Genomic DNA, 22,680 nt, shown 5'->3' on the forward strand with positions numbered 1-22,680 from the left:
GAGAAAATAGTATTCTTAAAATATTCTTCAATTTCATACTATAATTATAAACAATCTAGGCTTACAAAACAATCCTAAGACCATTAAATATCCAAGAATAGTATCAGTTTTTCCTAGTATGGTACTGGTAAGCGTTTTCCAAAAGGGTTATAATAGGGATAAGTTAGTCAAGGAGGTGCTTTATGACCATTAAGGTGATTGCATCAGATATGGATGGAACATTTTTAGACGATAAAGGGAGCTATGATAAGGAGCGTTTTAGTCAGATTTTGGATGCCATGGCTGCGCGTGATATGCACTTTGTCGTTGCATCAGGTAATAGTATGAGTCGCCTTAAACCCATGCTTGCGGAGACTTTTGACCGACTGCATTTTGTAGCTGAAAATGGAGGTCAGGTGGTTAGCTATGGCAAGCTTCTGTGTCAGGAGTTTATGGCGTCAAATGATGTTGAAAACTTGCTAAGCTATTTTAATTATGATTTGTTGGATAGGCCAACTATATTTAATGGTGCTCAAGGCTCCTATATGTTAAAAGGGTCTAGGGTCAATTTTGCTGAGATGATAACAGAAGAAGAGCAAAAAGCCCTTGAAGCAGCCATTCAGCGTTTGAATGGGTTGGAGGATTTAGATGATGATTTCATCAAGATTACCATGTTGCTGAGTCCTGAAGAGGCTAATCGTGTGTCACAGGCTTTTAATCGTGATTTTGATGGCAATCTAGTTGCTGTTCCCAGTGGTTTTGGTGCTATTGACTTCATTCAAAAAGGCATGCACAAGGCTTGGGGACTCAAGCAGCTTCTTAACCACTGGGACTTATCTGAAAATAATGTCATGGCTTTCGGTGATGGAGACAATGATCTTGAGCTCTTGCAAATGGCTGGCCGCTCTTATGCTATGGAAAATGCCAGTCCAGCTATTTTACAAGTGGCTGATCAGATTGCTCCCCACCACAAAGACCAAGGGGTTTTGACTGTCTTAGAAGATTATTTAGGATTGGTTTAAAGATAGGGTGGTAGAGTAATGAAGTTATATTTAATGAGACATGGTGAGACACTATTTAATACACAAAAGCGTGTTCAGGGCTGGTGTGACTCGCCCTTGACTGAAAATGGGATTTTGCAGGCAGAACAAGCCAAGCAGTACTTTGCAAAGAAAGGTATTTCTTTTGATGCTGTCTACTCCTCTACGCAAGAGAGGGCTACTGATACGGCAAAGATTGTGGCTCCTGACTATTCGGTAACTCAGCTAAAGGGAATTAAAGAAATGAACTTTGGGTCTTTTGAGGCTCAATCAGAGCACCTCCTACCTAAACATCGACCAGGTTCACGCTCCTTTGAAGATCTCTTGGTTCCATACGGAGGTGAAGATATTCGCGAGGTTGGTCAGAGGGTCTTAAAGACTATCTTAGAGAAAGCAGAAGCACACACTAAAGATGGTGCTGAGAATCTCCTATTTGTCAGTCATGGGGCGGCTTTATGGGGATTAATCATTTTCATGGACTTGGCCTTTCCTGAAGGAGTGGGCTTTGGGAATTGTAATGTTTGTGTTTATGATTATAACCAAGGTCAATTGGAGCTTCTTCAGGTGATTGATCCGATTTCTGGTTTAGAGGTAACATTATGAAAGAATTTTATTTAATGAGACATGGGCAAACACGATTTAATGTTCAGCATAGACTTCAGGGGGTCTGCGATGCCCCTTTGACGGAAGTCGGGATTGAACAGGCTAAAAAGGCTGGTCAGTATCTAGCCAGGCAGGAGCCAATTTTTGATCATGTCTTTACGTCAACCTCTGAGAGAGCCAGTGATACTCTAGAAATTGTGACTGGACGAACAGACTATGAAAGACTTAAAGGTCTTAAGGGACAGGATTTTGGAGCTTTTGAGGGCCAGCCAGAGTATCTTACTCCTAAAACCTTACCTGATGGACAAGGTTTTGGTGATTACTTTGTTCAATTTGGTGGCGAGAGTACGACCCAGGTTCGGGATCGTATGGAGTTGACGATTAGGGCCATCATGGAGAGTGTTGCCGATGGTTCTAAGTCCTTGCTGGTTAGTCATGGACCATCTATTTTGCAGTTTTGTAGACGTGTTTTAAATCCCGACCCAGATATTCGTGGTCTTAAAAATTGTTGTATCTTACACTTTACTTATGATCAAGGGCAATTTGAACTGGTTTCAGTATATAATCCTGTAGAAGAAGAGTATATCTATGGAGGCGAAGAATGACACGATTCTATTTAATGCGACATGGACAAACACTTTTTAACACACTCAATCGAATTCAAGGTTGGTGTGATTCCCCTTTGACTGAAAAAGGTCAGGACCAAGCTCGTCAGGTGCGTGCCTATTTTGAAAAACATGGTTTGACTTTTGATCAGTATTATTGCACGACTACTGAAAGAGCTTCTGATACGCTTGAGTTGGCTACTGGGCGTACTGATTATAAACGTGTTAAAGGGCTTAAAGAAATGCATTTTGGTATCTTTGAGGGTCAACCAGAGTATCTTCATCCCAAGACATCTGTTGTGGGGCATTTTGGCGACCACTATGCCCAGTTTGGTGGAGAAAGTCAAGATCAGTTCGTTGCGCGTGTGGTTGCGAGTGCTAAGGAGATAGTAGATAAGCATCCTGACCAATCTATTTTAGCTGTTAGTCACGCTGGAGCCTTGATGACTTTTCTTCATGCCGTGGAGCCAGAGCGGGCCTTTGAGTCGTGTCCAGGCAATTGTGCCATCTTAGTTTTTGATTACGATGGATCGAGCTTTCACTTTGTCAAGCTGATAGATCCTATAGCTAATCAAGAGTTGGTGGAATTTTAGCGGCTTTCTATAATCAAAGATGGTAAGAAACCCTTTCTTAGTGTATAATGGAAGGGTATTTTAAATTTTGGAGTGCCTATGAAATTTACAAAAAATCAGTTCATTTGGTTGGCTGTCCTCTTTTTCAGCTGTTTCTTGATCTATACATATTGGGAAACCGTTGTTTCAATTTGTAACACTATTTACATTGCCAGTCAGCCCTTCCTGGTTGGAGCAGGGATTGCCTTTGTGGTCAATATCCTGATGTCTTTTTATGAGAAGCTGCTGGTCAAGTTTATTCCATTTGGTTTTATCGCTAAAATCAAGCGACCTATTGCTCTGCTCTCGGCATTGGGAACCATTGGCTTGGTCTTTACTTGGGTAGTATTCACTGTCCTTCCTGATTTGATTGACAGTATCAACACCTTAATTAGTCAAGACCGCTCAGCTATTAATAATTTGATTAATTGGTTGCTTAAGAACAAATCCTTGCAAAAAATTATTCAAGATTTTGGTGGTGTGACACAGGTTAGAGAGCTAATCAATAGCTACAGTGCTCAGTTGCTTCAACAAATCATGAATGGTTTGACCAGTTTCTTGACTTCTTTAACGAGTCTGCCATCAACCTTGATTAATCTTTTTATCAGTATTGTCTTTTCTTGTTATGTCTTAGCTGGAAAAGAGAAACTTGGGAATCAGGTCAATCGTTTGGTAGACGTCTATTTAGGACGTTATGGTAAGACTTTCCACTATGTAGTTGCTATTCTCAATAATCGATTTCGTAATTTCTTCGTCTATCAGTCGCTTGAGGCTTGTATTTTGGGGACCTTGTGTTATATTGGGATGATTATCTTTAATTTCCCATACGCTGCAACTATCTCTATCCTGATTGGTTTTTCAGCAATGATTCCAGTTGTGGGGGCTTATATTGGTGTGACGATTGGTACCATCTTGATTATGACACATTCTGTGACCTTGGCGCTTTTGTTTGTTGCCTACGTGGTTATTTTGCAGCAGTTTGAAGGGAATCTCATCTATCCTTATGTGGTCGGTGGATCTACCGGACTTCCTGGTATTTGGGTTATCTTCGCAATCACCATAGGTTCTGCCTTGGGTGGTATCTTAGGTATGTTGGTTTCTGTGCCAGTAGCCGCAACCCTATATCAGATTGTTAAAGATAATGTTGTTAGGCGAGAAGAAGCCAAAGCAGCAAATGCTCTTGAAAGTAATGACTAATTAAAACAGACTTCGGTCTGTTTTTTTCGTGCTATAGTATCAGATTTCAAGAAGATAGTATAAGTGTAATCGTTTTCTAAGTGTTATACTATTAGTAAATTGAACAATGCAAGGAGATAAAAGATGACATATACATTTCCGAAAGAATTTCTCTGGGGTGGTGCAACAGCTGCCAACCAGTTTGAGGGTGCTTACAACCTAGATGGCAAAGGCTTGTCCGTACAGGATGTAACGCCAAAAGGCGGTGTTCCCTTTGAACCCGGGGCCTTGAATCCTTTGATTACTGACCAACCAACACCAGATAATCTAAAACTAGAAGGTATAGATTTCTATCACCGTTATAAAGAAGACATAGCACTTTTTGCAGAGATGGGCTTTAAGGTCTTCCGCATGTCAATTGCATGGACTCGTATCTTTCCAAATGGTGATGATGCCGAGCCAAATGAAGCAGGTCTAGCCTTCTACGATAAGGTTTTTGATGAATTGGCCAAATATGGCATCGAACCGCTTGTAACCTTGTCCCATTATGAAACACCACTCAACTTGGCGCGTCGGTACAATGGATGGACTAATCGTAAATTAATTGGTTTTTATGAGAATTATGTTCGTACAGTCTTCACACGTTATAAAGATAAGGTCAAATATTGGTTGACCTTTAATGAAGTGAACTCTGTTTTACACGCACCGTTCATGTCAGGTGGGATTTCAACTCCGATGGAAGAGCTCTCTAAACAGGATCTTTACCAAGCAGTTCACCATGAGTTAGTCGCTTCGGCTTCAGCAACCAAGATCGGTCATGAAATCAACCCTGACTTTAAGATTGGATGTATGGTTCTTGCCATGCCAGCTTATGGAATGACAGCAAATCCTTTGGATCAGTTGGCTGTTCACGAGTTTGAAAATCAAAACTATCTCTTCTCAGATATCCATGCGCGTGGGAAATATCCAAACTATATTAAACGCTATTTCAAAGAGAATGGTATTGAAATACAATTTGCTCCAGGTGATGAAGAAATCTTGAAGAATACCGTTGATTTTATTTCATTCTCATATTATATGTCTGTGGCAACAGCACACAATCCGCAAGACTATAAGGTTGGAAAAGGCAACATCTTAGGTGGTGTCGAAAATCCCTACCTTGAAAAATCTGAATGGGGTTGGGCTATTGATCCAATCGGTCTTCGATTAGTTTTGAATGACTTCTATGATCGATATCAGTTGCCATTGTTTATCGTCGAAAATGGTTTAGGTGCCAAGGATGTTCTCGTTGATGGCCCAGATGGTCCAACAGTTGAAGATGATTATCGTATTGATTACCTTCAAAAACACTTGATTCAAGTTGGCGAAGCCCTTCAAGACGGTGTAGAACTTTGGGGCTATACGACATGGGGGCCAATTGATTTGGTATCAGCTTCAACGGCTGAACTCAGTAAACGTTATGGCTTTATCTACGTTGATCGCAATGATGATGGTAGTGGTAGCTTGGCTCGTTATAAGAAAAAATCATTTGTTTGGTATAAGTCTGTTATCGAAAGTAATGGTGAAGCCCTTTACAAATAGAGTATGACTAAGAATCTCAAAAATATTCGAGATTCTTTTTTAGTATTAAAGTACAACTTTGATATATCTGGATTTCTGTTGACATGAGCAAAAAGAGAGTATTTTAATACACAATAACTTTGTTTATGTTATTCCACATATTTTCTGAAAAAGTGGTAGAATAAAAGTGTGAAAACGTTCTTATATTTTCTGAAGAAGTGGCTAGTCTATTTATTTGCTTTTCCTACTTAGATGGAGGTAACGATAATGAATGATTTGAAAAAAGTTCTCTTGGCTGGAATCGGATTGACTGCTATGACAGTAGATAAAGCTGATAGTTTTGTCAAAGAGTTGGTTGAAAAGGGGCGTTTGACTGTTGAAGAAGGTAAGGAACTGGAACAAGAGCTCAAACGTCAAAGTAAGGAAGAAGCTCAAGAATTTTTGAATAAACTTGATGCTAAGAAATCTTCAGTTGAGTATGCGACTAAGGATGACGTGAAACGTCTTGAAGAAAAACTTGACGCTTTGCTCAGTCAAAATAAATAAATTGTAAGGAGACTAAAATGGCAAGTAAACGATTGAGACATGTGTTGAAGGTTTTCTCGTCAGTTGGTCTCCTTTCTTATCGTGAAAAACACCTTCCTCAAGACCAACAGACAACACCTGTCAAGCTACGCCAAGCCTTTGAGCAATTGGGACCTAGTTTTGTTAAAATTGGTCAAATCCTATCCACGCGCTCTGACCTTTTGCCAGAGGCCTATATCAGAGAATTATCAAAACTCCAGAGTTCAGTTCCTCCCTTGAATAAAGAGGAAGTCATGACGGCCATTAGGCGAGAATTACCCAGTGGGCTTTCTGACAGTTTTCTTGATTTTTCGGAAGAGCCCTTGGCTTCTGGTTCTGTAGCTCAGACCCATAGGGCTAGATTGTTGTCTGGTCAGGAAGTAATTGTAAAAATTCAGCGACCTGGTATTGATGAGGTCGTTAAGGAAGATATTCAGCTTCTCATTAAGCTTGCACGCCATATTCCAAAGCATTTTATACCTATGGTCGATGTTCAGGAGGTTTTGGAAAATCTGCGAGAAACTCTAATTAAGGAACTTGATTTCAGAAATGAAGCAGAGGCCATGAAGCGTTTTAAGGCAAATAACAGGGCTGTTGCTTGTCTAGGTGTCCCAAAGGTTTATGATACCTTCACGACGCCACACCTCATAGTTGAAGAGTACATCGATGGGATTCCGCTTAATGACTACAGCCAACTGCTTGAGGCTGGCTATGACCTGGAAGACGTGGGCAAGAAACTAATGCTGTCATTTATCAAGCAGGTTTTCAAAGATGGCTATTTTCATGGTGATCCTCATCCTGGAAATCTCTTGGTACGTGATGGCAAGATTTGTTTCATTGACTTTGGCATTATGGGTGAGTTGGAAGTGGGGATGCGTGCGTCCTTAAATGATATCCTATATAGTTTTACTGCTCAGGATGTTGACGGCATGACTAAGGCTATCTTGTCAGTTACCCAGTTTGATAATGGGCTAAACCGTGCGGTTCTAAGTCAGGATGTCGAGCAGATGCTGGGTCGTTATTCTGGTGTTGACTTGGGAAGTCTGTCCATGACAGATTTACTAGAGGATTTACTGGCTATTTTCCAGAAGAACCATCTTAAAGCCTCGTCTCAAATTACCATTTTGGAGAAGGCTTCGCTTCAAATCGAAGGTATTTTCCGAGAGTTGGCCCCAAATATGGATTTGATGACTTTGGCCAAGGATTATTTCCTAGAAAATATGGGACCTGACATGCTTAAGCAGGCCCTGAATAAAGAGAGTATCTTGATTGAACTCTTTTATCTTATTCGCAATGGGAAAAATATTCCGCGTCGCCTGCATCAGCTATTGGAGCAGATTTTAAACGGACGAATTGTGGTAAACCATGATTTTATCAACTTTTCAGGTCGAATTAAAGTCTTTGAGAAAGTTTTAAATAATTTGGTTTTAGCCTTGTTGACATTGGGATTTCTACTTTCCGGTGCCCTTTTGGCCAATAAATCAGGTTTTGAAAATCTTGCCTGGCTATTTCTTGGACTTGGAACTTTTCTAGCTTTAATCACGGTAGTGCGTATAATATTTAAGAAAAAAGGATGAAGTATGATTGAAACAACTAGGCCCGAGCTTGTGGCCTATCAAGAAGAGCGTTTAGCCAAATTTGTGACTGAAAATCATAAGTTAGATAAAGGTCAAATTGTTTTTGCAGGGGACTCCATCACGGAGTTTTTTGCATTGAAAAAATATTTGGGTCGAGAGGTCCCCTTGGTAAACCGTGGGATTGCAGGAACAGACTCGGTTTGGCTTTTAGAACACCTTAAAGAACAGGTCTTAGATTTGGAACCCAGTAAAATGGTACTCTTGATTGGTATTAACGACATCGGAAGGGGCTACCCCATTCGAGATATTGTTAATCGTATTTCCGAAATTGTCATGACAGTTCGTCAGGAATCCCTCTTTACTGAAATCTATTTGCTGAGTGTCTTTCCGGTTAGTGAAAAATCACAATATGCTTCTAAGGTTAAGATTCGAAATAATGCGACTGTCCGTGAACTTAATCAACAATTAGCTGTTCTCCCTGGTGTGACCTATGTTGATCTTTATGATTACCTGACAGATGCCCAAGGACAGTTAAATGACACTTACACAACGGATGGTTTACACTTGAGTCCACAAGGTTATCAAGTCCTAGCAGAACCAATCAAGAAGGAGATTTTAGAATGAAGGTAGGCTTAGTCCTTGAAGGCGGAGGCATGCGTGGCTTATACACTGCTGGTGTTTTAGATGCTTTTTTAGAAGCTGGAATCACAGTAGACGGCGTTGTATCAGTATCAGCTGGAGCACTTTTTGGTGTTAATTACCTTTCTAACCAGCCCAAAAGAGCCCTTCGCTACAACAAACGATTCATGGGAGACCGTCGCTACATGAGTTTCTGGTCATGGCTGACAACAGGTAACTTTGTAAATAAGGAGTTCTCTTATTATAAGGTTCCTATGGAGTTAAACGTTTTTGATCAGGAGGCTTTTGCGGAGTCGGGTGTTCCCTTCTATGTGGTTACTACAGATATCGAGACCGGAAAACCAGACTATATCAAGATTGATCATGTCTTTGAGCAGATGGAAGCTCTTCGTGCAAGTTCCGCCCTGCCTTTGGTTTCTGAAATTGTCGAGTACAAGGGTAAACGCTATATGGATGGCGGCCTGTCTGATAGTCTTCCCATTGATTTTATGGAAAATTTGGGCTTTGACAAACTCATTGTCGTTCTGACGCGTCCTAAGGGCTACCGTAAAGAGCCATCTAAAACGAGTAAGCGAATCTACAAGCTCTTTTACCGCAAATATCCTGAATTCGTTGATGTGGCATCAAATCGCCATATCCACTACAATAAGAGTATTGAAAAGATTGAGGCTTTGGAAAAAACTGGAAATCTTTATGCCATTCGTCCAAAGCATGCGCTTGAAGTTGGTCGATTGGAGAAGGATCCTGAAAAGTTTGAGGCCATCTATCAAGAGGGATTGGAACAAATGCGAAATGAGATGTCTCATCTCAAAACATTTCTTGGAGACAACTAAAAACGTGCTCTGTTGAGCACGTTCTTTTAGTTATTCATTTGTCGAGCTTGACGGCGTTCGTTGACTTTTTGACGACGTTTTTTCTCATTGATAAAAATCAAGTAGACGACATAAAGTGGTAATAAGAGGAAGCAGAACAAGGCAAAATGTTTCATAAAGTTATGCTTATTGCTTGTTTGTTTCTCTTTTTGACCTCCAGAGAAGAGGAAGAAGCCAGTTTTAGTTGCCTTGACAGTACTTGCTTTAATCTTAGGTGACACTGTTTTCAAACCATTATCGACAAGGACATAATCATCTTTAACACTAATCTTAGGCTCTTGTCCTTTTTTGACTGTGGCATAGACATCTTTTTGGACATCGTATTTTTTACCATCAATCTTTTGTTTGCCCTTGCTTAGGACTTTCTTGTAGGAATAGTCTTTAAACATTTTCTCAATGAGGGAGTTACCGAAGGCATGGCGGATTTTTTCGCTACTTTCGTCTTCCCAATTTCCAACGCCTAGGATAACTGAAATGACACGCTGATTACCACGCTTACATGTGGAGATGTAGTTGTAATCTCCACGAGGACTTGAGCCTGTTTTTAGGCCATCGACTCCTTTGAGGCCATAATCAGCACCAGGCAAGGAGTAGTTGTAATTTTCAAAGGTTTCCTCGTATGGTGTTCCTTTTTTGACAGTTACTGTCTGTTGGCTAGTGTATTTAAGGATTTCAGGGTGATGTTTGATAAGGTTATAAGCCATGATAGACAAATCACGAGCTGTCGTCTGGTTAGAGTGGTTATTGTCATAACGTTTAGGCGTGTAGTAGCCTTTGTAAGATGCCGCCCCAGCTCCAGAGGCATTATACCATTTAGTGTTTGTCATGCCGAGCTCTTTAGACTTTTCGTTCATGCGATCAATCCACTTGTCAGGATCATTATTACTGAGATAGTTGGCAAGCATGACTGTTGCTGCATTTGAAGAGGGAACAGCGGTCATAGTGATAAGTTCCGAAACCGTGTATTTTACTCCAGAAACAATCTTGTTGTTTGAGATTTCGTAGATATTAGCAATAGCCTCATCGGTTGGCTTGGCTGTAATCACGGTGTCTTCTTTGATTTCTCCCTTTGACAAAGCATCAAAAACCAAGTAGAGAGACATGGCCTTACTCATAGAAGCAGGGTCACGTACTTCATCAATGTTATCTTGCCAAAGGATATCACCAGTATTTGCATCAATCAAAAGTGATGATTTAGGTCTATAGGTCTCGGTGGCTTCCTTGTAACCCGCTTTTTGTGCTATATCTACCAGTTGGTCAGCGGACGACAGACTGGGAGCTAAAGCCAAACTAGCTACCAGGAAGAGTCCTAACAATTTCTTTTTCACAAATAGTCTCCTTAGTAACAACGTTTAGATACTCTTTTAAAAGGCATCCTTTAATCTATTTTTGTTATATGTTTGTAAAAAAAGTCATACTCGTCTATTATAGCATAGTTTTGGGTGGTTTTATCAGTATTCTTGGGGGACTTCCTTGAATAGAGTATAAAAAAAACGTGTCATGGACACGCTTTCTTTTATTTATTGATTTGTCTTGCTTGACGACGTTCTTTGACTCTTTGACGACGTCCTTTTTCATTAAGGTAAATCAAGTAGAGGAGACCAACTGGGATAAGGCATAGCAACCAGAAATAAACTGGAAGTTGGCCATTATTTGTTGCTTTAGTAGTCTTTGTATCTTTTTGGTTACTTTCAAAATCGAACCATCCCTTAACTTTTGTAGCTTTAACAGAAGTAGCCTTGATCTTAGGTGATACTGTCTTCAGACCATTATCAATAACAATGTGGTCGTCTTTAACAGAGATTTTAGGGTCTTTGCCTTTTTTGACTGTGGCGTAGACATCTTTTTCGACATTGTATTTTTTACCGTCGATTTCTTGTTCACCCTTGCTAAGAACTTTCTTGTAAGAGAAGTCTTTATACATTTTCTCTACAAGTGCATTACCAAAGGTATGACGAATTTCTTCACCTGTTTGGTCAGACCAATCACCAGAACCCATGATGACAGCAATCATACGTTGATCACCACGCTTGATAGTATCAATATAGTTGAAGGCACCTTCTGGGCTTGATCCTGTCTTCAAACCATCAACCCCATCAATTCCGTATTTGGCACCTGGAATAGAGTAGTTATAAGTCTCGAAGGTTTCCTCGTAAGGTGTTCCCTTTTTAACTGTGACAACAGGTTTGCTAGTGTACTTGAGAATTTCTGGGTATTTCTTGATGAAGTTATAGGTCATGATAGCCAAATCACGCGCAGTTGTTTGGTTGGTTTGGTTGTTATCATAACGTTGAGGACTGTAGTAACCTTTGAAGGCAACAGCAACGGCACCAGAAGCGTTGAACCATTTGGTATTTGTCATCCCTAGCTCTTTAGACTTTTCATTCATCATGTCAAGCCATTTATCAGGATCATTATTGGTCAAGTAGTTGGCTAACATCACTGTTGTAACGTTAGAGGAAGGCACCGCCGTCATAGTGATGAGTTCTGAAACCGTATAATCAACACCCGCAACAATCTTGTTGTTGGAAATTTCGTAAATATCGGCAATAGCTTGGTCGGTTGGAGTAGCTGTGATAACAGTATCTTCAGAAATCTCTCCTTTAGACATAGCTTCAAAGACCAAATAAAGTGTCATGGCCTTAGACATAGAAGCAGGGTCACGCACCTCGTCAGCATTTTCTTCCCAGAGGACATCTCCGGTATTGCCATCAATTAAGAGGGTTGATTTGGGGCGATAGGCCTCAGTGGCTTCAGTATAACCAGCAGCGCGTGTGATATCCATCAATTCGTCTGCACTAGACAAACTCGGTGCTAGGGCTAGACAAGCTGCTAAAAGGACGGCAACAATTTTCTTTTTCACAATGTGTCTCCTTTAATATCTATGGGGTTCTGTATCTGGCAGAACCTATTTCTATCTATTAATAACATTTGCCTGTCAAAACCCTAAATTCAGTAGTGACAAACACTTTCATTATAACATATAAAAGTTAGAGTTTTCCTAACATTCGGCATTTTAATGTAATTTTTAGAATCGCTTGAATGTTACACAAAATATAGTTGAAAGCTGAAAAAAACGAGCTTACTTGCTCGTTACTTTTCATCTTTTATCGTTGTCACTTGGTGGTAAATCAGAAACCAGGTTTCATTTCGACGCCAGATACTAGTGTGGAAATTTCCTCCCAACTCATAACTAATTAGTTTCGTTTTTTGACTAACAGATGTCATCTTGAAGCTGTCAAAGTTATTGAGAAGTGGTTGTTGATTAGCAATGACTTCTTCACGTGTGTGATGATGACCATTTTCATCAATTAGGTAGAAGTCAGGTGCCAAGAGATTTTCATAGTCAGGAATTTTTGACAGTATAATCTTTTCATTGCGAAAGAGTTTGTGAAGGACATTGCCATAAATTTCGTCTTCAGGAATAGCAGCGGGCTCTACGTGGACATCAGTGTCATAGACAGAGAAACGCTTGCTGAGGACCTCCTCGATTTGTTCGGTAATGGCATGACTCTCGTAAACAGAGAGGTCAGGATTCATCTCAACCACAATATCAAGATAGACGTTGCTACCATAAGAACGGCCACGTTGCTTTTTAACCTTAGTGACTTTTGGAATCTCAAGAATGGCTTTTTCATAGGCCTTGAGATTTCTCTCGTCGAAACCGTCTGACAAACTAAAGGTTGCTTCCATGAAGATATCATAGGCTGTCTTTAGGATGAAGAAGGTAATGATAATAGCAGTAATATAGTCAATAATCGTAAGGTTGAAGGATGCTGCAACGATAGCGATTGAGGTACCAATAGAAGTTACAGCATCGGAGAGATTGTCCTTGGCAGCAGCAATCAAAGCACTAGATTTTAGCTTTTTAGCAAGTCTTTTATTGTAAAAGTAAACGCCACACATGACGATAGCAGACAGGATACCAACAGTGGCACCAAGTGGATCAACCATTGTTTCCTCTCTTAGAAAAATCTTTCGGACTGTTTGAATGAGGACTTGGAAACCTACTACGAACATGATAAAGGAAGTGACTAGGCTTGATAAGTCTTCAATCTTCCAATGACCGAACCTATGATCTGCATCAGCTGGTTGACTAGCTAGGTGCAATCCAATGAGTAGGGCCACGTTCCCTAAAATATCTGACAAGTTATTGAAACCATCGGCGATCAAAGAGCTAGAGTTTAAAAAGTGTCCAGCTAGAAGCTTTGCAATGGTAAGAAGAAGGTAGGCAGCAATGCTGACAATAGGACCTCGTCTGGCTGCTCTTAAATTTTCATACGTAGTCATAGGATTACCTTTTCTGTTAAAATACAAGTTTAAATTATAGCATAAAACTATAACGAGTTAAAGGTTGTAAGCCCTTTAAACTTGTGGATTCATTCATTTTTAAAACTTTATAGAAAATGCCTAGTAATCAGGGTGTTTTTTCAGTATTTTCCGAATATTCCCTACAAATTATGGTATAATTTAGGGTGTAAAACAGTCTAAAAAGAGGTTTTTATGGAACATTCGACATGGCACAAGCTTCTGAAAGAGGAACTGCCAGATCATTATTTTTCAAAGATAAATCAGTTTATGGATCAGGTTTATAGTCAGGGAACTGTTTATCCGCCACGTGAAAAGGTTTTTAATGCCTTGTTGGAGACCCCATTTGAAGAAGTGCGGGTGGTAATTCTTGGTCAGGACCCTTATCATGGGCCTCATCAAGCACAGGGACTATCCTTCTCAGTACCTGATAGCCTTCCTGCTCCCCCGTCTTTGAAAAATATTCTTAAGGAGTTAGAGGAAGATTTGGGTCCTAGACCCTTTCATGATTTAACTTCATGGGCTGAGCAGGGGGTGCTTTTGCTTAATGCCTGTCTGACGGTTCCCGCTGGTCAAGCAAATGGGCACGCCGGTCAGGTTTGGGAACCATTTACAGATGCTGTGATTAAGGTCCTCAATCAAAAGGATACTCCTGTTGTCTTTATACTTTGGGGTGGCTATGCTCGTAAGAAGAAGGCACTGGTGACCAATCCAAAGCATGCCATTATTGAGAGTGCCCATCCGAGTCCCTTGTCGGCCTATCGTGGTTTTTTTGGCAGCAAGCCTTTTTCAAAAACCAATGCCTACCTTGAATCTCAAGGCCAATCTCCAATTGATTGGTTGAAGTAAAATAGAAAGTTGGAAGATTATGTTACTAATTAAAAATGGTCGTGTTGTAGATCCTAAGTCTGGTTTGGATAAGCAAGCTGACGTTCTTGTTGATGGTAAAAAAGTCGTTAAGATTGCGGAAAATATCGAAGCTGATGATGCTCAAGTCATCGACGCGACCGGTCTTGTGGTAGCTCCTGGTTTGGTTGACATTCACGTTCATTTCCGTGAACCAGGTCAAACCCATAAAGAAGACATTCATACTGGTGCCTTGGCAGCTGCCGCAGGTGGTTTTACAACAGTTGTAATGATGGCTAATACTAATCCAACGATTTCAGACAAGGAAACCTTGGAGGAGGTCTTGACTTCAGCAGCTAAGGAAAATATCCATGTTAAGTCTGTTGCGACCATTACAAAGAATTTTGATGGTGAAAATATCACTGATTTCAAGGGCTTACTTGAAGCAGGTGCTGTCGGATTCTCAGATGATGGTATTCCATTGACCAATGCTGGTATTGTCAAAAAGGCCATGGAGCTAGCTAAAGAGAATAATACCTTTATCAGCCTTCACGAGGAGGATCCGGACCTCAATGGTATTCTCGGTTTCAATGAAAATATTGCTAAAAAAGAATTCCATATTTGCGGGGCAACTGGTGTAGCTGAGTACAGTATGATTGCGCGTGATGTCATGATTGCTTATGATACACAAGCACACGTTCATATTCAACACTTGTCAAAGGCTGAATCTGTAAAAGTGGTAGAATTTGCTCAAAAACTTGGAGCGCAAGTTACTGCCGAAGTGGCACCACAGCATTTCTCTAAGACTGAAGACCTCTTGCTCTCAAAAGGTGCTAATGCCAAGATGAACCCACCACTTCGTTTGGAATCTGACCGTCAGGCCGTTATCGAAGGGTTGAAATCTGGAGTCATCTCAGTCATTGCCACAGACCACGCGCCACACCATGCCGATGAAAAGAATGTGGCTGATGTGACTAAAGCACCATCAGGAATGACTGGTCTTGAAACATCACTCTCTCTTGGTTTGACCTACTTGGTTGAAGCAGGTCACTTAAGCTTGACTGAACTCTTGAAAGTAATGACTAGCAACCCATCTGATTTATATGGCTTCGATGCTGGTTATTTGGCTGAAAATGGACCAGCTGACCTCGTAATCTTTGCAGACAAAGAAAAACGTCAGGTCACAGCAGACTTTAAGTCTAAGGCAGCTAATTCACCATTTGTAGGCGAAGAGCTTACGGGCAGTGTTAAATACACTATCTGTGACGGTGAGATTGTTTATCAAGCCTAAGTAGTAGATTAGAGCAGGGCACATCGAGTCATTTGGTGGTGCACCTGCTTTTTTAATCTGAAAAGGAGCAAAAATATGAAAATAGTACTGAAAGGTCTCGTTAAATACCTTGCTTTAACTTTTTTGTTAGCCTGTTTTATGCCCCTGTCTTTGCAACATGTCCGAGCTGATGAGGTAGAGTATAGTCTGCCCTCCTATGTAGGTCACCTTTCAATCCATGATGATGGTAATGCGACGTTTACTCAGGAAGTGACTTATGATTTTGATAGTGATTATAAAGGTCAGTATGTAACTCTGGGGAAAATTGGTGGCTATTCTATCATGGATGATCCTAAGGTTTCGGCAACCGTAAATGGAAAAGAAAAGACAGATATCACCGTAGAAAAAACAGACTCTAATGATGGGGTGAAACTCAAGGTTTATAATTCAGGGTCAGATGGTGACAGGGTAGTTCTCAAAGTTACTTGGCAAATCCAACACCTGTTGAATCTATATTCAGATATTGCAGTTTTAAATTGGTTTCCTATCTCTGATTGGGATAAAGGATTTGGACATGTTGATTTCACAGTTGATGGTCTAGATGCAAGTCAGGGAGAGCTTTATGCCCACACCGGCTATTTCGGAAAAGACCCACAGGTTAAGCGTACTTCTACTGGTTATCAGGTTCATGTAGACAATTTACCATCCTCAGGTAAATTGGAATTACACGCCTACTGGCCGATGACCAGTACTTTACGGGAAAATAACCCGGCTTATTTATTAAATAAAACGAATGAGGCAGACTTTCTAAAAAAAGAAAGAGATATCAAGGAATCTAAAGAAAAGTTTCGACATCTATTTTATGTCACCTTGCCACTTGTAATCTTAAGCTTTGTTCTTGTTGGTATTTTATGTTACCTCATTGTTCTTTATAGCACTAGAACGCCTTCTTTCCCTCGAGATGCCCGTCTTTATGAAGCCCCTCAAGATTTAGCACCTTTGGTCTTAGCTAAGAATGTTTATAATCAGTCTTTTGATAAAACAGGACTGAAAGAAGAAACAGGTCCTTTGAAGTTCAAATATATGGTGCAAGCAACCATCCTTGATTTGATTGATAGAAGTCATCTCACCTATAGACAAGAAGGTGATAGTAATATTCTGACACGTATTGAAAAGGAAGGTCTCTCTTCATTTGAAGTGTCTTTCTTGGATATGTTGTTTGATGGTCGCATGGAAATTAGAGATACGGAAATGTTCTCGCGCTATTATCTTGATAAAGATGCTCTAGAAAAACAATTTAAGAGTGCTAGAACAAGCTATGAGCGTGAAGCAATACGTTCCCAAGGAAAACGTGTCAAATATCAATTCACTAATGACGGCTATCAAGTAGCAAAAGGCGTAGAAAAAGAGGAATTTGCGCTTGGACTTCCTAACATTTATAGAGATTTTAGTCCGAAAGAAAAGACATTTAACCTATTGGGAGTAGCAGCTTTGGTACTTTCAATGGTGCTTTGTATTCTTTCAACCTTGTTCTTATTTGCTGCCTTTGGATCAGGACTTGGTTTTTACTATATTCTTGGTCTTCTACCTATAGCAGGAGTTACGATTTTATTCTGGTACTTAGTGAAAAGACGTCGTCAGAGATGTCTTGATGCAACTCAAATTTCAACCTATTACCAGTGGCATAGCTTTAAAAATATGATTAAGAGTATTCCTAGCTTTAAAGAGTCAGAGCTAGAATCTGTCATCCTATGGAATCGTATCTTGGTTTATGCGACACTCTATGGACAGGCGAAAAAAGTAAGTGATGTCCTAAAACGTTACAACATCCACCTCAGCAATCCATCTCTAGATGAGTTTACTTATTCAGCAGCACCGTTTATCATGATGAATAATGTCAATTATCTAGAATCTTATGTTTCTGCCTCAGATAGCGTAAGTAGTTTCTCTATCAATTCGAACAGTGGTAGTGGCGGCTTTGGAGGCGGAGGCTTCTCTGGTGGTGGCGGAGGTGGCGGAGGCGGTGCCTTCTAATCCACACTAGTCGGAGTTTACTATTTGTAGAGACACTCAGTCTATATGATTTTGGGTGTCTTTTTGTATGTCGAAGAATTTATTTCGTTCAAAAATGTTAGGAAGTTTTACTGTGAAGAGATATAAAGCAACAAAAAAAGAGCCAGTGGCTCTTTTTCATTATCACTTAATAACCAGGCTCAAAGACTTCAATAATTTGAGTCAGATAACCTGCATGTAAACCGATGCGATAGTCAACATTTGGTAGGCTCTTTACCAATTCATTAAGGTCTTGATCCTTACTAACCTTGTCAGTCAAAACAGGTAATTCAACAACAAGGAGTTGTGAGTGATCCAGTTGCAGGTAACTACTATTGACCTTGATGTCAGGACGAAGGAGTTTAAATATGGCTCTATCTGAAGCTTGGAGAAGTTGATACAAATCTAAATCAGATAAAGGAACTTCACCAAACTGAGGACTAATATTTATGGAAATGTCGACATGTGCTGCTCTCATTTCCAAAATACGATTTGAAAGAAAACTAGCTAATATAGGATTGCTGAGCTTATCCAAGTTTTCTTGCGTCTCTGGATTACCAATGCTAGCATTATCCGTTTTATAAATCTCAAGTAGACTAGTAGCTTTGGCAGTATCTCCATCTTCCAAAGCCAGTGAAACATCCTTGAGATTTTTTTTGAATAGGTCAAAGGATTTCTGCTTTTGGGTGATAATCTGGATAAAGGACTTGCTGTAGTTAGTCATAGTACCCAACAATTTATGACGTTCTTTGTTAAGTCTATCGATAGATTGTTGGTGAATAGCCTGGTTCCAATTGTAAAAATCCCATAGAAGTAGGGCAATATAGAGAACTAAAATCACAGAACTATTAGAACTAACCTTAAAAACCATTTCAAATAAATTTTTAGGGTCATTAGCTGTTGGAAGGATACTGTTAAGACCATGGATAACAGTAAAGAAGACATAGTAGATAGCTAGGAAGGCAGTACTTCGCAACCAGTTTCGTCTAGCCCAAGCTTCGTCAAGACTACTCATCTGATTGAGATCTACTGCGAAGATCTTAAGCGTTAGGTAAATAATTAACGGAGCTAAGATGTAGGTGAGGATATGTAAGTTAGTATTGAGGGTAACATCACCTTTGATATGGAAGACGTGAGGGAGAATGACGAGTGAAAGTAGTCGGGTAGCCATATCAAAAAGGATAGTTGGATAAAAAGCGTAAAGTAATCGATGATAGAAAGAACGCTCTTTGACAAGGGCCAAATCAGCAACAAGGAAGAAAAGTGGATCTATAACGATTTTGACTAAGTTAAAGTAAGATGCAGCAGCTACATAGGATAGAAATAAAAGTAAGATGTGTCCTCGTAGTGGCTTAACTTTAGACATGGTCTGGTAGAGGTACCAAATAGAAATGAAACTAACAGCTTGTAAGAGAGGATTGATAATATTAGTAATCATTGTAACCTCCTTTTGTCATGTCAATCTCAATTTGTAAGCGATAGATCCCAGCACGCGTATTTGAAACAACGTTAACGTTTGGATAAGTAGCTAGGATACTATTGACACGTTTTAGTTCAGGATCAGCGAAATCAGATGTAATAGCTGAATCTTCTTTAGTGCTTGAACTTTCAACGACAAAGTGTTGACTATCCTCGTCTTTAAAATAAGCATAGCTAAGGTATTTCTGTTCACTATCTTGTGCTTGGTCAATGACGTGATCCAAGATCGTTGATAAGACATATACCCAGTCTAGAGGATAAATAGGATAGATGGTAATGGGTTCTGGAACCTCCATGCTAACCCAAACATTCAGTTCTTTTGCCTTTAAAAATTTTGCTTCAAAGAGTACTTGTAAATCAGGCAGTTTAATATTTTCCAGTTTATCTCGATAAAAATGATCAATCTTCTTGTCTAGTGGATTCGGAGTCAGCAAGTAATCAATTAACTCCTGAGCCTCTTCGTTTTGTTGGAAACGAATGATATCATAGAGATTTTCAGCTTCATCTTTGATAAAGAGCTCTTGACTAGTTTTTTTCTGGTACCAAGTATTGATGTTCTGGCTTGATTTTTGTAGAAGGTGAGAATGTTCTTCTTGGGCCGCCTGTGTTTGAGCATTGAGGTCTTTTCTATATAAATTAACCTGCTCAGATAGAATCAAGGCTGTAATAATAAGAAAAGCAACGGTAAAGTGAATGCTTGTCGAAAGGAGTTCGGAAGCAAAGTAAATAATAGCCAAGGTACAAAGGGCAACAGATGTTGATCTGTACCAAGGTCTTGCCTTATCAATTTGCATCATTCGAGAGTAGTCCACCTGAAGAAGGGCACTTTGAGCAAACCACAGCAAGAAAGCAAGCAAGAGTATGAATGGACCAGCATAATAGTAATCTAGGACAGAAGGGAAAAAGATTGGAATAATCAGGAAAATGACCAGTCTCACCATTAAAGCAAAGGTGAAAGGTATAAAGAAAGTCTCCAAAATGGTATGCCTTAGATTTTTGTAGGATTTAGTAGCTAGCAAAAGTACAAGGGCAATAAAGCCTGATTTTGGAAAGGAAATGCCAAAATAACTAGTGGCGAAAATTGCTATTCCTGCTAAAATAAGAATCCAGTATCTAAGAGACCTCTGGGTGGTCATCTTGAAGATAACAATTTGTAAAATAAAAGCTATACATGCCGTAAGTCCGTGAACGATGACGTCACTCAATATCAAATATTCTCCTATTCGGGTAAAATCTATACAATTATACCATATCGCTTAAAAAAAGAGCATACGAATTGCCTATAAGTGATAAGGTTGTAAGGCTTTTCATTTTTCAAGCATATTTCTTGCTCATTAAGTTTTTTTAACCTATCCTAGATGTATAGAAAAATTTCGATAGAGGAGATCGATATGGTAAAACTTTCTAAAGAGACACATCTTGAGATGTTCACTAAAATGGAACGTATTCGTGAATTTGATTCACGTATTAATAAATTGGTTCGTCGTGGCTTTGTTCAAGGAATGACTCACTTTTCAGTAGGTGAGGAAGCAGCTAACGTTGGTGCTGTTCAACACTTGAGCTATGACGATATCTTCTTTTCAAATCACCGTGGCCATGGACAATCTATCGCCCAAGACATGGATTTGAATAAAATGATGGCAGAACTTGCCGGTAAGGCTACTGGTGTTTCTAAGGGCCGTGGTGGTTCTATGCACTTGGCTGACTTTGAAAAAGGTAACTATGGAACTAACGGTATTGTTGGTGGTGGTTACGCTCTTGCCGTAGGTGCAGCCCTCACTCAACAGTACAAAGAAACAGGAAACATTGTTGTGGCCTTCTCAGGAGATGGTGCAACTAATGAAGGTTCATTCCATGAGTCAGTCAATATGGCAGCTACGTGGAAATTACCTGTTATCTTCTTTATCATCAACAACCGTTATGGTATCTCTATGGATATCCATAACGCTACAAACACACCTCACCTTTATACTCGTGCAGAAGCTTATGGTATTCCTGGCTTCTACTGTGAAGATGGTAACGATGTTTTGGCTGTATATGAAACAATGGGCAAGGCTGTTGAGCATGTCCGTGGTGGTAATGGACCAGCTATCGTTGAGGTAGAGTCTTACCGTTGGTTCGGTCATTCAACTGCCGATGCAGGTGTTTACCGTACTAAGGAAGAAGTTGACGAGTGGAAGAACAATAACGACCCAATCATTAAATACCGTGACTTTCTCGTTTCTGAAAATATCGCAAGCGCTGAAGAGTTAGATGCTATCCAAAGCCAAGTTAAGGCAGAGGTTGATGCAGCTTATGAGTTCGCCCAAAATAGCCCAGATCCAGAACTTTCAGTTGCCTTTGAAGATGTATGGGTAGACTAAAGAGAAAGGTTGAGGAATACAAGTATGAGTGAAACAAAATTGATGGCCTTGCGTGAGGCAGTAAACCTTGCTATGAGCGAGGAAATGCGTAAAGACGAAAACATCTTCCTTATGGGTGAAGATGTTGGTATCTATGGTGGTGACTTCGGTACATCAGTTGGTATGTTGGCAGAGTTTGGTGAAAAACGTGTTAAAGATACGCCAATTTCAGAAGCGGCTATCGCTGGTGCAGCTGTTGGGTCTGCTATCACAGGTCTTCGCCCAATCGTTGACTTGACTTTCATGGACTTCATCACGATTGCCCTTGACGCTATCGTTAATAATGGCGCAAAAAATAACTACATGTTTGGTGGTGGTTTGAAGACTCCTGTAACCTTCCGTGTGGCATCTGGTTCAGGGATTGGTTCTGCGGCACAGCACTCACAATCTCTTGAGTCATGGTTGACTCACATTCCAGGGATTAAAGTAGTTGCTCCAGGTAATGCTAACGATGCTAAAGGTCTTTTGAAATCTGCTATTCAAGACAATAACATTGTTATCTTCATGGAACCAAAAGCTCTTTACGGTAAGAAAGAAGAAGTGACACAAGATCCTGATTTCTACATTCCACTTGGAAAAGGTGAAATCAAGCGTGAAGGAACAGACCTTACTATCGTTACTTATGGTCGTATGTTGGAACGTGTTCTTAAAGCGGCTGAAGAAGTGGCTGAACAAGGTATCAATGTTGAGGTAGTTGACCCACGTACCCTTATCCCACTTGATAAGGAATTGATTTTCGAGTCAGTTAAGAAGACTGGTAAACTGATGTTGGTCAATGACGCTTATAAGACTGGCGGATTTATCGGAGAGATTGCTGCTATGGTTACTGAAAGTGAAGCATTTGATTACCTTGACCACCCAATTGTACGTTTGGCGAGTGAAGATGTTCCAGTACCTTATGCACGTGTCTTGGAACAAGCAGTTCTTCCAGATGTTGAAAAGATTAAGGCTGAAATCATCAAGATGGCCAATAAAGGGAACTAACTTTCTAGCGACGGTTAAGTGATATTTCTCGCTAGTAAGATCTTTTCTTGTTTTAACTGTGGGAGTATCGGAAATTATAATTTAAAGTAGAAAGGAGAGGGCGTTAAAGCGTT

The 22,680-nt window shown here is 40.1% G+C and carries 20 protein-coding genes; 15 read left to right on the top strand and 5 right to left on the bottom strand.

What is annotated here, in order from left to right; genetic code table 11:
- Positions 1-182 precede the first annotated feature (182 nt).
- The 10 genes from ACT170_RS03025 (at position 183) to ACT170_RS03070 (ending at position 9,187) form a co-directional block, all read left to right on the top strand.
- Positions 183-1,001 carry a Cof-type HAD-IIB family hydrolase gene (locus tag ACT170_RS03025; RefSeq protein WP_444818010.1) on the top strand — a complete coding sequence of 273 codons (819 nt, stop codon included), beginning with the start codon at positions 183-185 and terminating at the stop codon, positions 999-1,001.
- 18 nt (positions 1,002-1,019) lie between these two features.
- Positions 1,020-1,622 carry a histidine phosphatase family protein gene (locus ACT170_RS03030; protein ID WP_343086486.1) on the top strand — a complete coding sequence of 201 codons (603 nt, stop codon included), beginning with the start codon at positions 1,020-1,022 and terminating at the stop codon, positions 1,620-1,622.
- Positions 1,619-2,227, top strand: a complete 609-nt coding sequence (locus ACT170_RS03035) for a histidine phosphatase family protein (RefSeq protein WP_272159248.1) — start codon at positions 1,619-1,621, stop codon at positions 2,225-2,227. Before ACT170_RS03030 ends, ACT170_RS03035 begins: the two co-directional genes overlap by 4 nt.
- Positions 2,224-2,820 (top strand): histidine phosphatase family protein, encoded by a 597-nt coding sequence (locus tag ACT170_RS03040; protein ID WP_343086485.1) that lies wholly within the window; start codon positions 2,224-2,226, stop codon positions 2,818-2,820. The genes ACT170_RS03035 and ACT170_RS03040 overlap by 4 nt, the downstream gene beginning before the upstream one ends.
- A 78-nt stretch (positions 2,821-2,898) precedes the next feature.
- The gene (locus tag ACT170_RS03045; protein WP_444818011.1) at positions 2,899-4,035 is read left to right on the top strand and encodes an AI-2E family transporter; all 1,137 of its coding nucleotides are present in this window, start codon (positions 2,899-2,901) and stop codon (positions 4,033-4,035) included.
- A 123-nt stretch (positions 4,036-4,158) separates the two neighbouring features.
- Positions 4,159-5,595 carry a glycoside hydrolase family 1 protein gene (locus tag ACT170_RS03050; RefSeq protein ID WP_021144203.1) on the top strand — a complete coding sequence of 479 codons (1,437 nt, stop codon included), beginning with the start codon at positions 4,159-4,161 and terminating at the stop codon, positions 5,593-5,595.
- Between the two features lie 246 nt (positions 5,596-5,841).
- A complete protein-coding gene (locus tag ACT170_RS03055) occupies positions 5,842-6,120 on the top strand; it encodes a phasin family protein (RefSeq protein ID WP_004182567.1) in 279 nt (92 codons plus the stop codon).
- A gap of 17 nt (positions 6,121-6,137) precedes the next feature.
- The gene (locus ACT170_RS03060; protein ID WP_048790926.1) at positions 6,138-7,715 is read left to right on the top strand and encodes an ABC1 kinase family protein; all 1,578 of its coding nucleotides are present in this window, start codon (positions 6,138-6,140) and stop codon (positions 7,713-7,715) included.
- 3 nt (positions 7,716-7,718) lie between these two features.
- A complete protein-coding gene (locus tag ACT170_RS03065; protein ID WP_048790925.1) occupies positions 7,719-8,339 on the top strand; it encodes an SGNH/GDSL hydrolase family protein in 621 nt (206 codons plus the stop codon).
- Positions 8,336-9,187 carry a patatin-like phospholipase family protein gene (locus ACT170_RS03070; RefSeq protein WP_444818012.1) on the top strand — a complete coding sequence of 284 codons (852 nt, stop codon included), beginning with the start codon at positions 8,336-8,338 and terminating at the stop codon, positions 9,185-9,187. Before ACT170_RS03065 ends, ACT170_RS03070 begins: the two co-directional genes overlap by 4 nt.
- Before the next feature lie 26 nt (positions 9,188-9,213).
- Here ACT170_RS03070 and ACT170_RS03075 read toward each other — a convergent pair whose 3' ends face one another.
- The 3 genes from ACT170_RS03075 to ACT170_RS03085 all read right to left on the bottom strand — a co-directional run bounded on the left by ACT170_RS03075 (position 9,214) and on the right by ACT170_RS03085 (position 13,516).
- Positions 9,214-10,554 carry a D-alanyl-D-alanine carboxypeptidase family protein gene (locus tag ACT170_RS03075; RefSeq protein ID WP_048790923.1) on the bottom strand — a complete coding sequence of 447 codons (1,341 nt, stop codon included), beginning with the start codon at positions 10,552-10,554 and terminating at the stop codon, positions 9,214-9,216.
- Positions 10,555-10,742: 188 nt separating this feature from the next.
- Positions 10,743-12,089: a D-alanyl-D-alanine carboxypeptidase gene (locus ACT170_RS03080; protein ID WP_048790922.1), complete on the bottom strand. Its 1,347-nt coding sequence runs from the start codon at positions 12,087-12,089 to the stop codon at positions 10,743-10,745.
- A gap of 230 nt (positions 12,090-12,319) precedes the next feature.
- Complete coding sequence (locus tag ACT170_RS03085) at positions 12,320-13,516, bottom strand: cation diffusion facilitator family transporter (RefSeq protein WP_048790921.1); 1,197 nt, start codon at positions 13,514-13,516, stop codon at positions 12,320-12,322.
- A 213-nt stretch (positions 13,517-13,729) separates the two neighbouring features.
- On the opposite strand from ACT170_RS03085, the gene ACT170_RS03090 reads away from it, so the two are divergent.
- The 3 genes from ACT170_RS03090 to ACT170_RS03100 all read left to right on the top strand — a co-directional run bounded on the left by ACT170_RS03090 (position 13,730) and on the right by ACT170_RS03100 (position 17,684).
- Complete coding sequence (locus ACT170_RS03090) at positions 13,730-14,383, top strand: uracil-DNA glycosylase (RefSeq protein WP_444818013.1); 654 nt, start codon at positions 13,730-13,732, stop codon at positions 14,381-14,383.
- Between the two features lie 19 nt (positions 14,384-14,402).
- A complete protein-coding gene (locus ACT170_RS03095) occupies positions 14,403-15,671 on the top strand; it encodes a dihydroorotase (RefSeq protein ID WP_070438512.1) in 1,269 nt (422 codons plus the stop codon).
- Between the two features lie 75 nt (positions 15,672-15,746).
- Positions 15,747-17,684: a DUF2207 domain-containing protein gene (locus ACT170_RS03100; RefSeq protein WP_037600619.1), complete on the top strand. Its 1,938-nt coding sequence runs from the start codon at positions 15,747-15,749 to the stop codon at positions 17,682-17,684.
- Positions 17,685-17,850: 166 nt separating this feature from the next.
- Here the strand turns inward: ACT170_RS03100 and ACT170_RS03105 are convergent, their stop codons facing one another.
- Complete coding sequence (locus tag ACT170_RS03105; RefSeq protein WP_002884888.1) at positions 17,851-19,140, bottom strand: hypothetical protein; 1,290 nt, start codon at positions 19,138-19,140, stop codon at positions 17,851-17,853.
- Positions 19,130-20,392 (bottom strand): hypothetical protein, encoded by a 1,263-nt coding sequence (locus ACT170_RS03110; RefSeq protein ID WP_223297839.1) that lies wholly within the window; start codon positions 20,390-20,392, stop codon positions 19,130-19,132. Before ACT170_RS03110 ends, ACT170_RS03105 begins: the two co-directional genes overlap by 11 nt.
- Before the next feature lie 180 nt (positions 20,393-20,572).
- Here ACT170_RS03110 and ACT170_RS03115 point away from each other — a divergent pair, with 180 nt between their 5' ends.
- On the top strand, positions 20,573-21,544 hold the full coding sequence (locus ACT170_RS03115) for a thiamine pyrophosphate-dependent dehydrogenase E1 component subunit alpha (RefSeq protein WP_444818014.1): 972 nt from the start codon (positions 20,573-20,575) through the stop codon (positions 21,542-21,544).
- Positions 21,545-21,568: 24 nt separating this feature from the next.
- Positions 21,569-22,567, top strand: coding sequence for an alpha-ketoacid dehydrogenase subunit beta (locus ACT170_RS03120; RefSeq protein ID WP_084914543.1), 999 nt, complete (start codon positions 21,569-21,571; stop codon positions 22,565-22,567).
- Positions 22,568-22,680 lie beyond the last annotated feature (113 nt).

Source organism: Streptococcus sp. cx1, assembly GCF_052384325.1.
Classification (GTDB): domain Bacteria; phylum Bacillota; class Bacilli; order Lactobacillales; family Streptococcaceae; genus Streptococcus; species Streptococcus salivarius_G.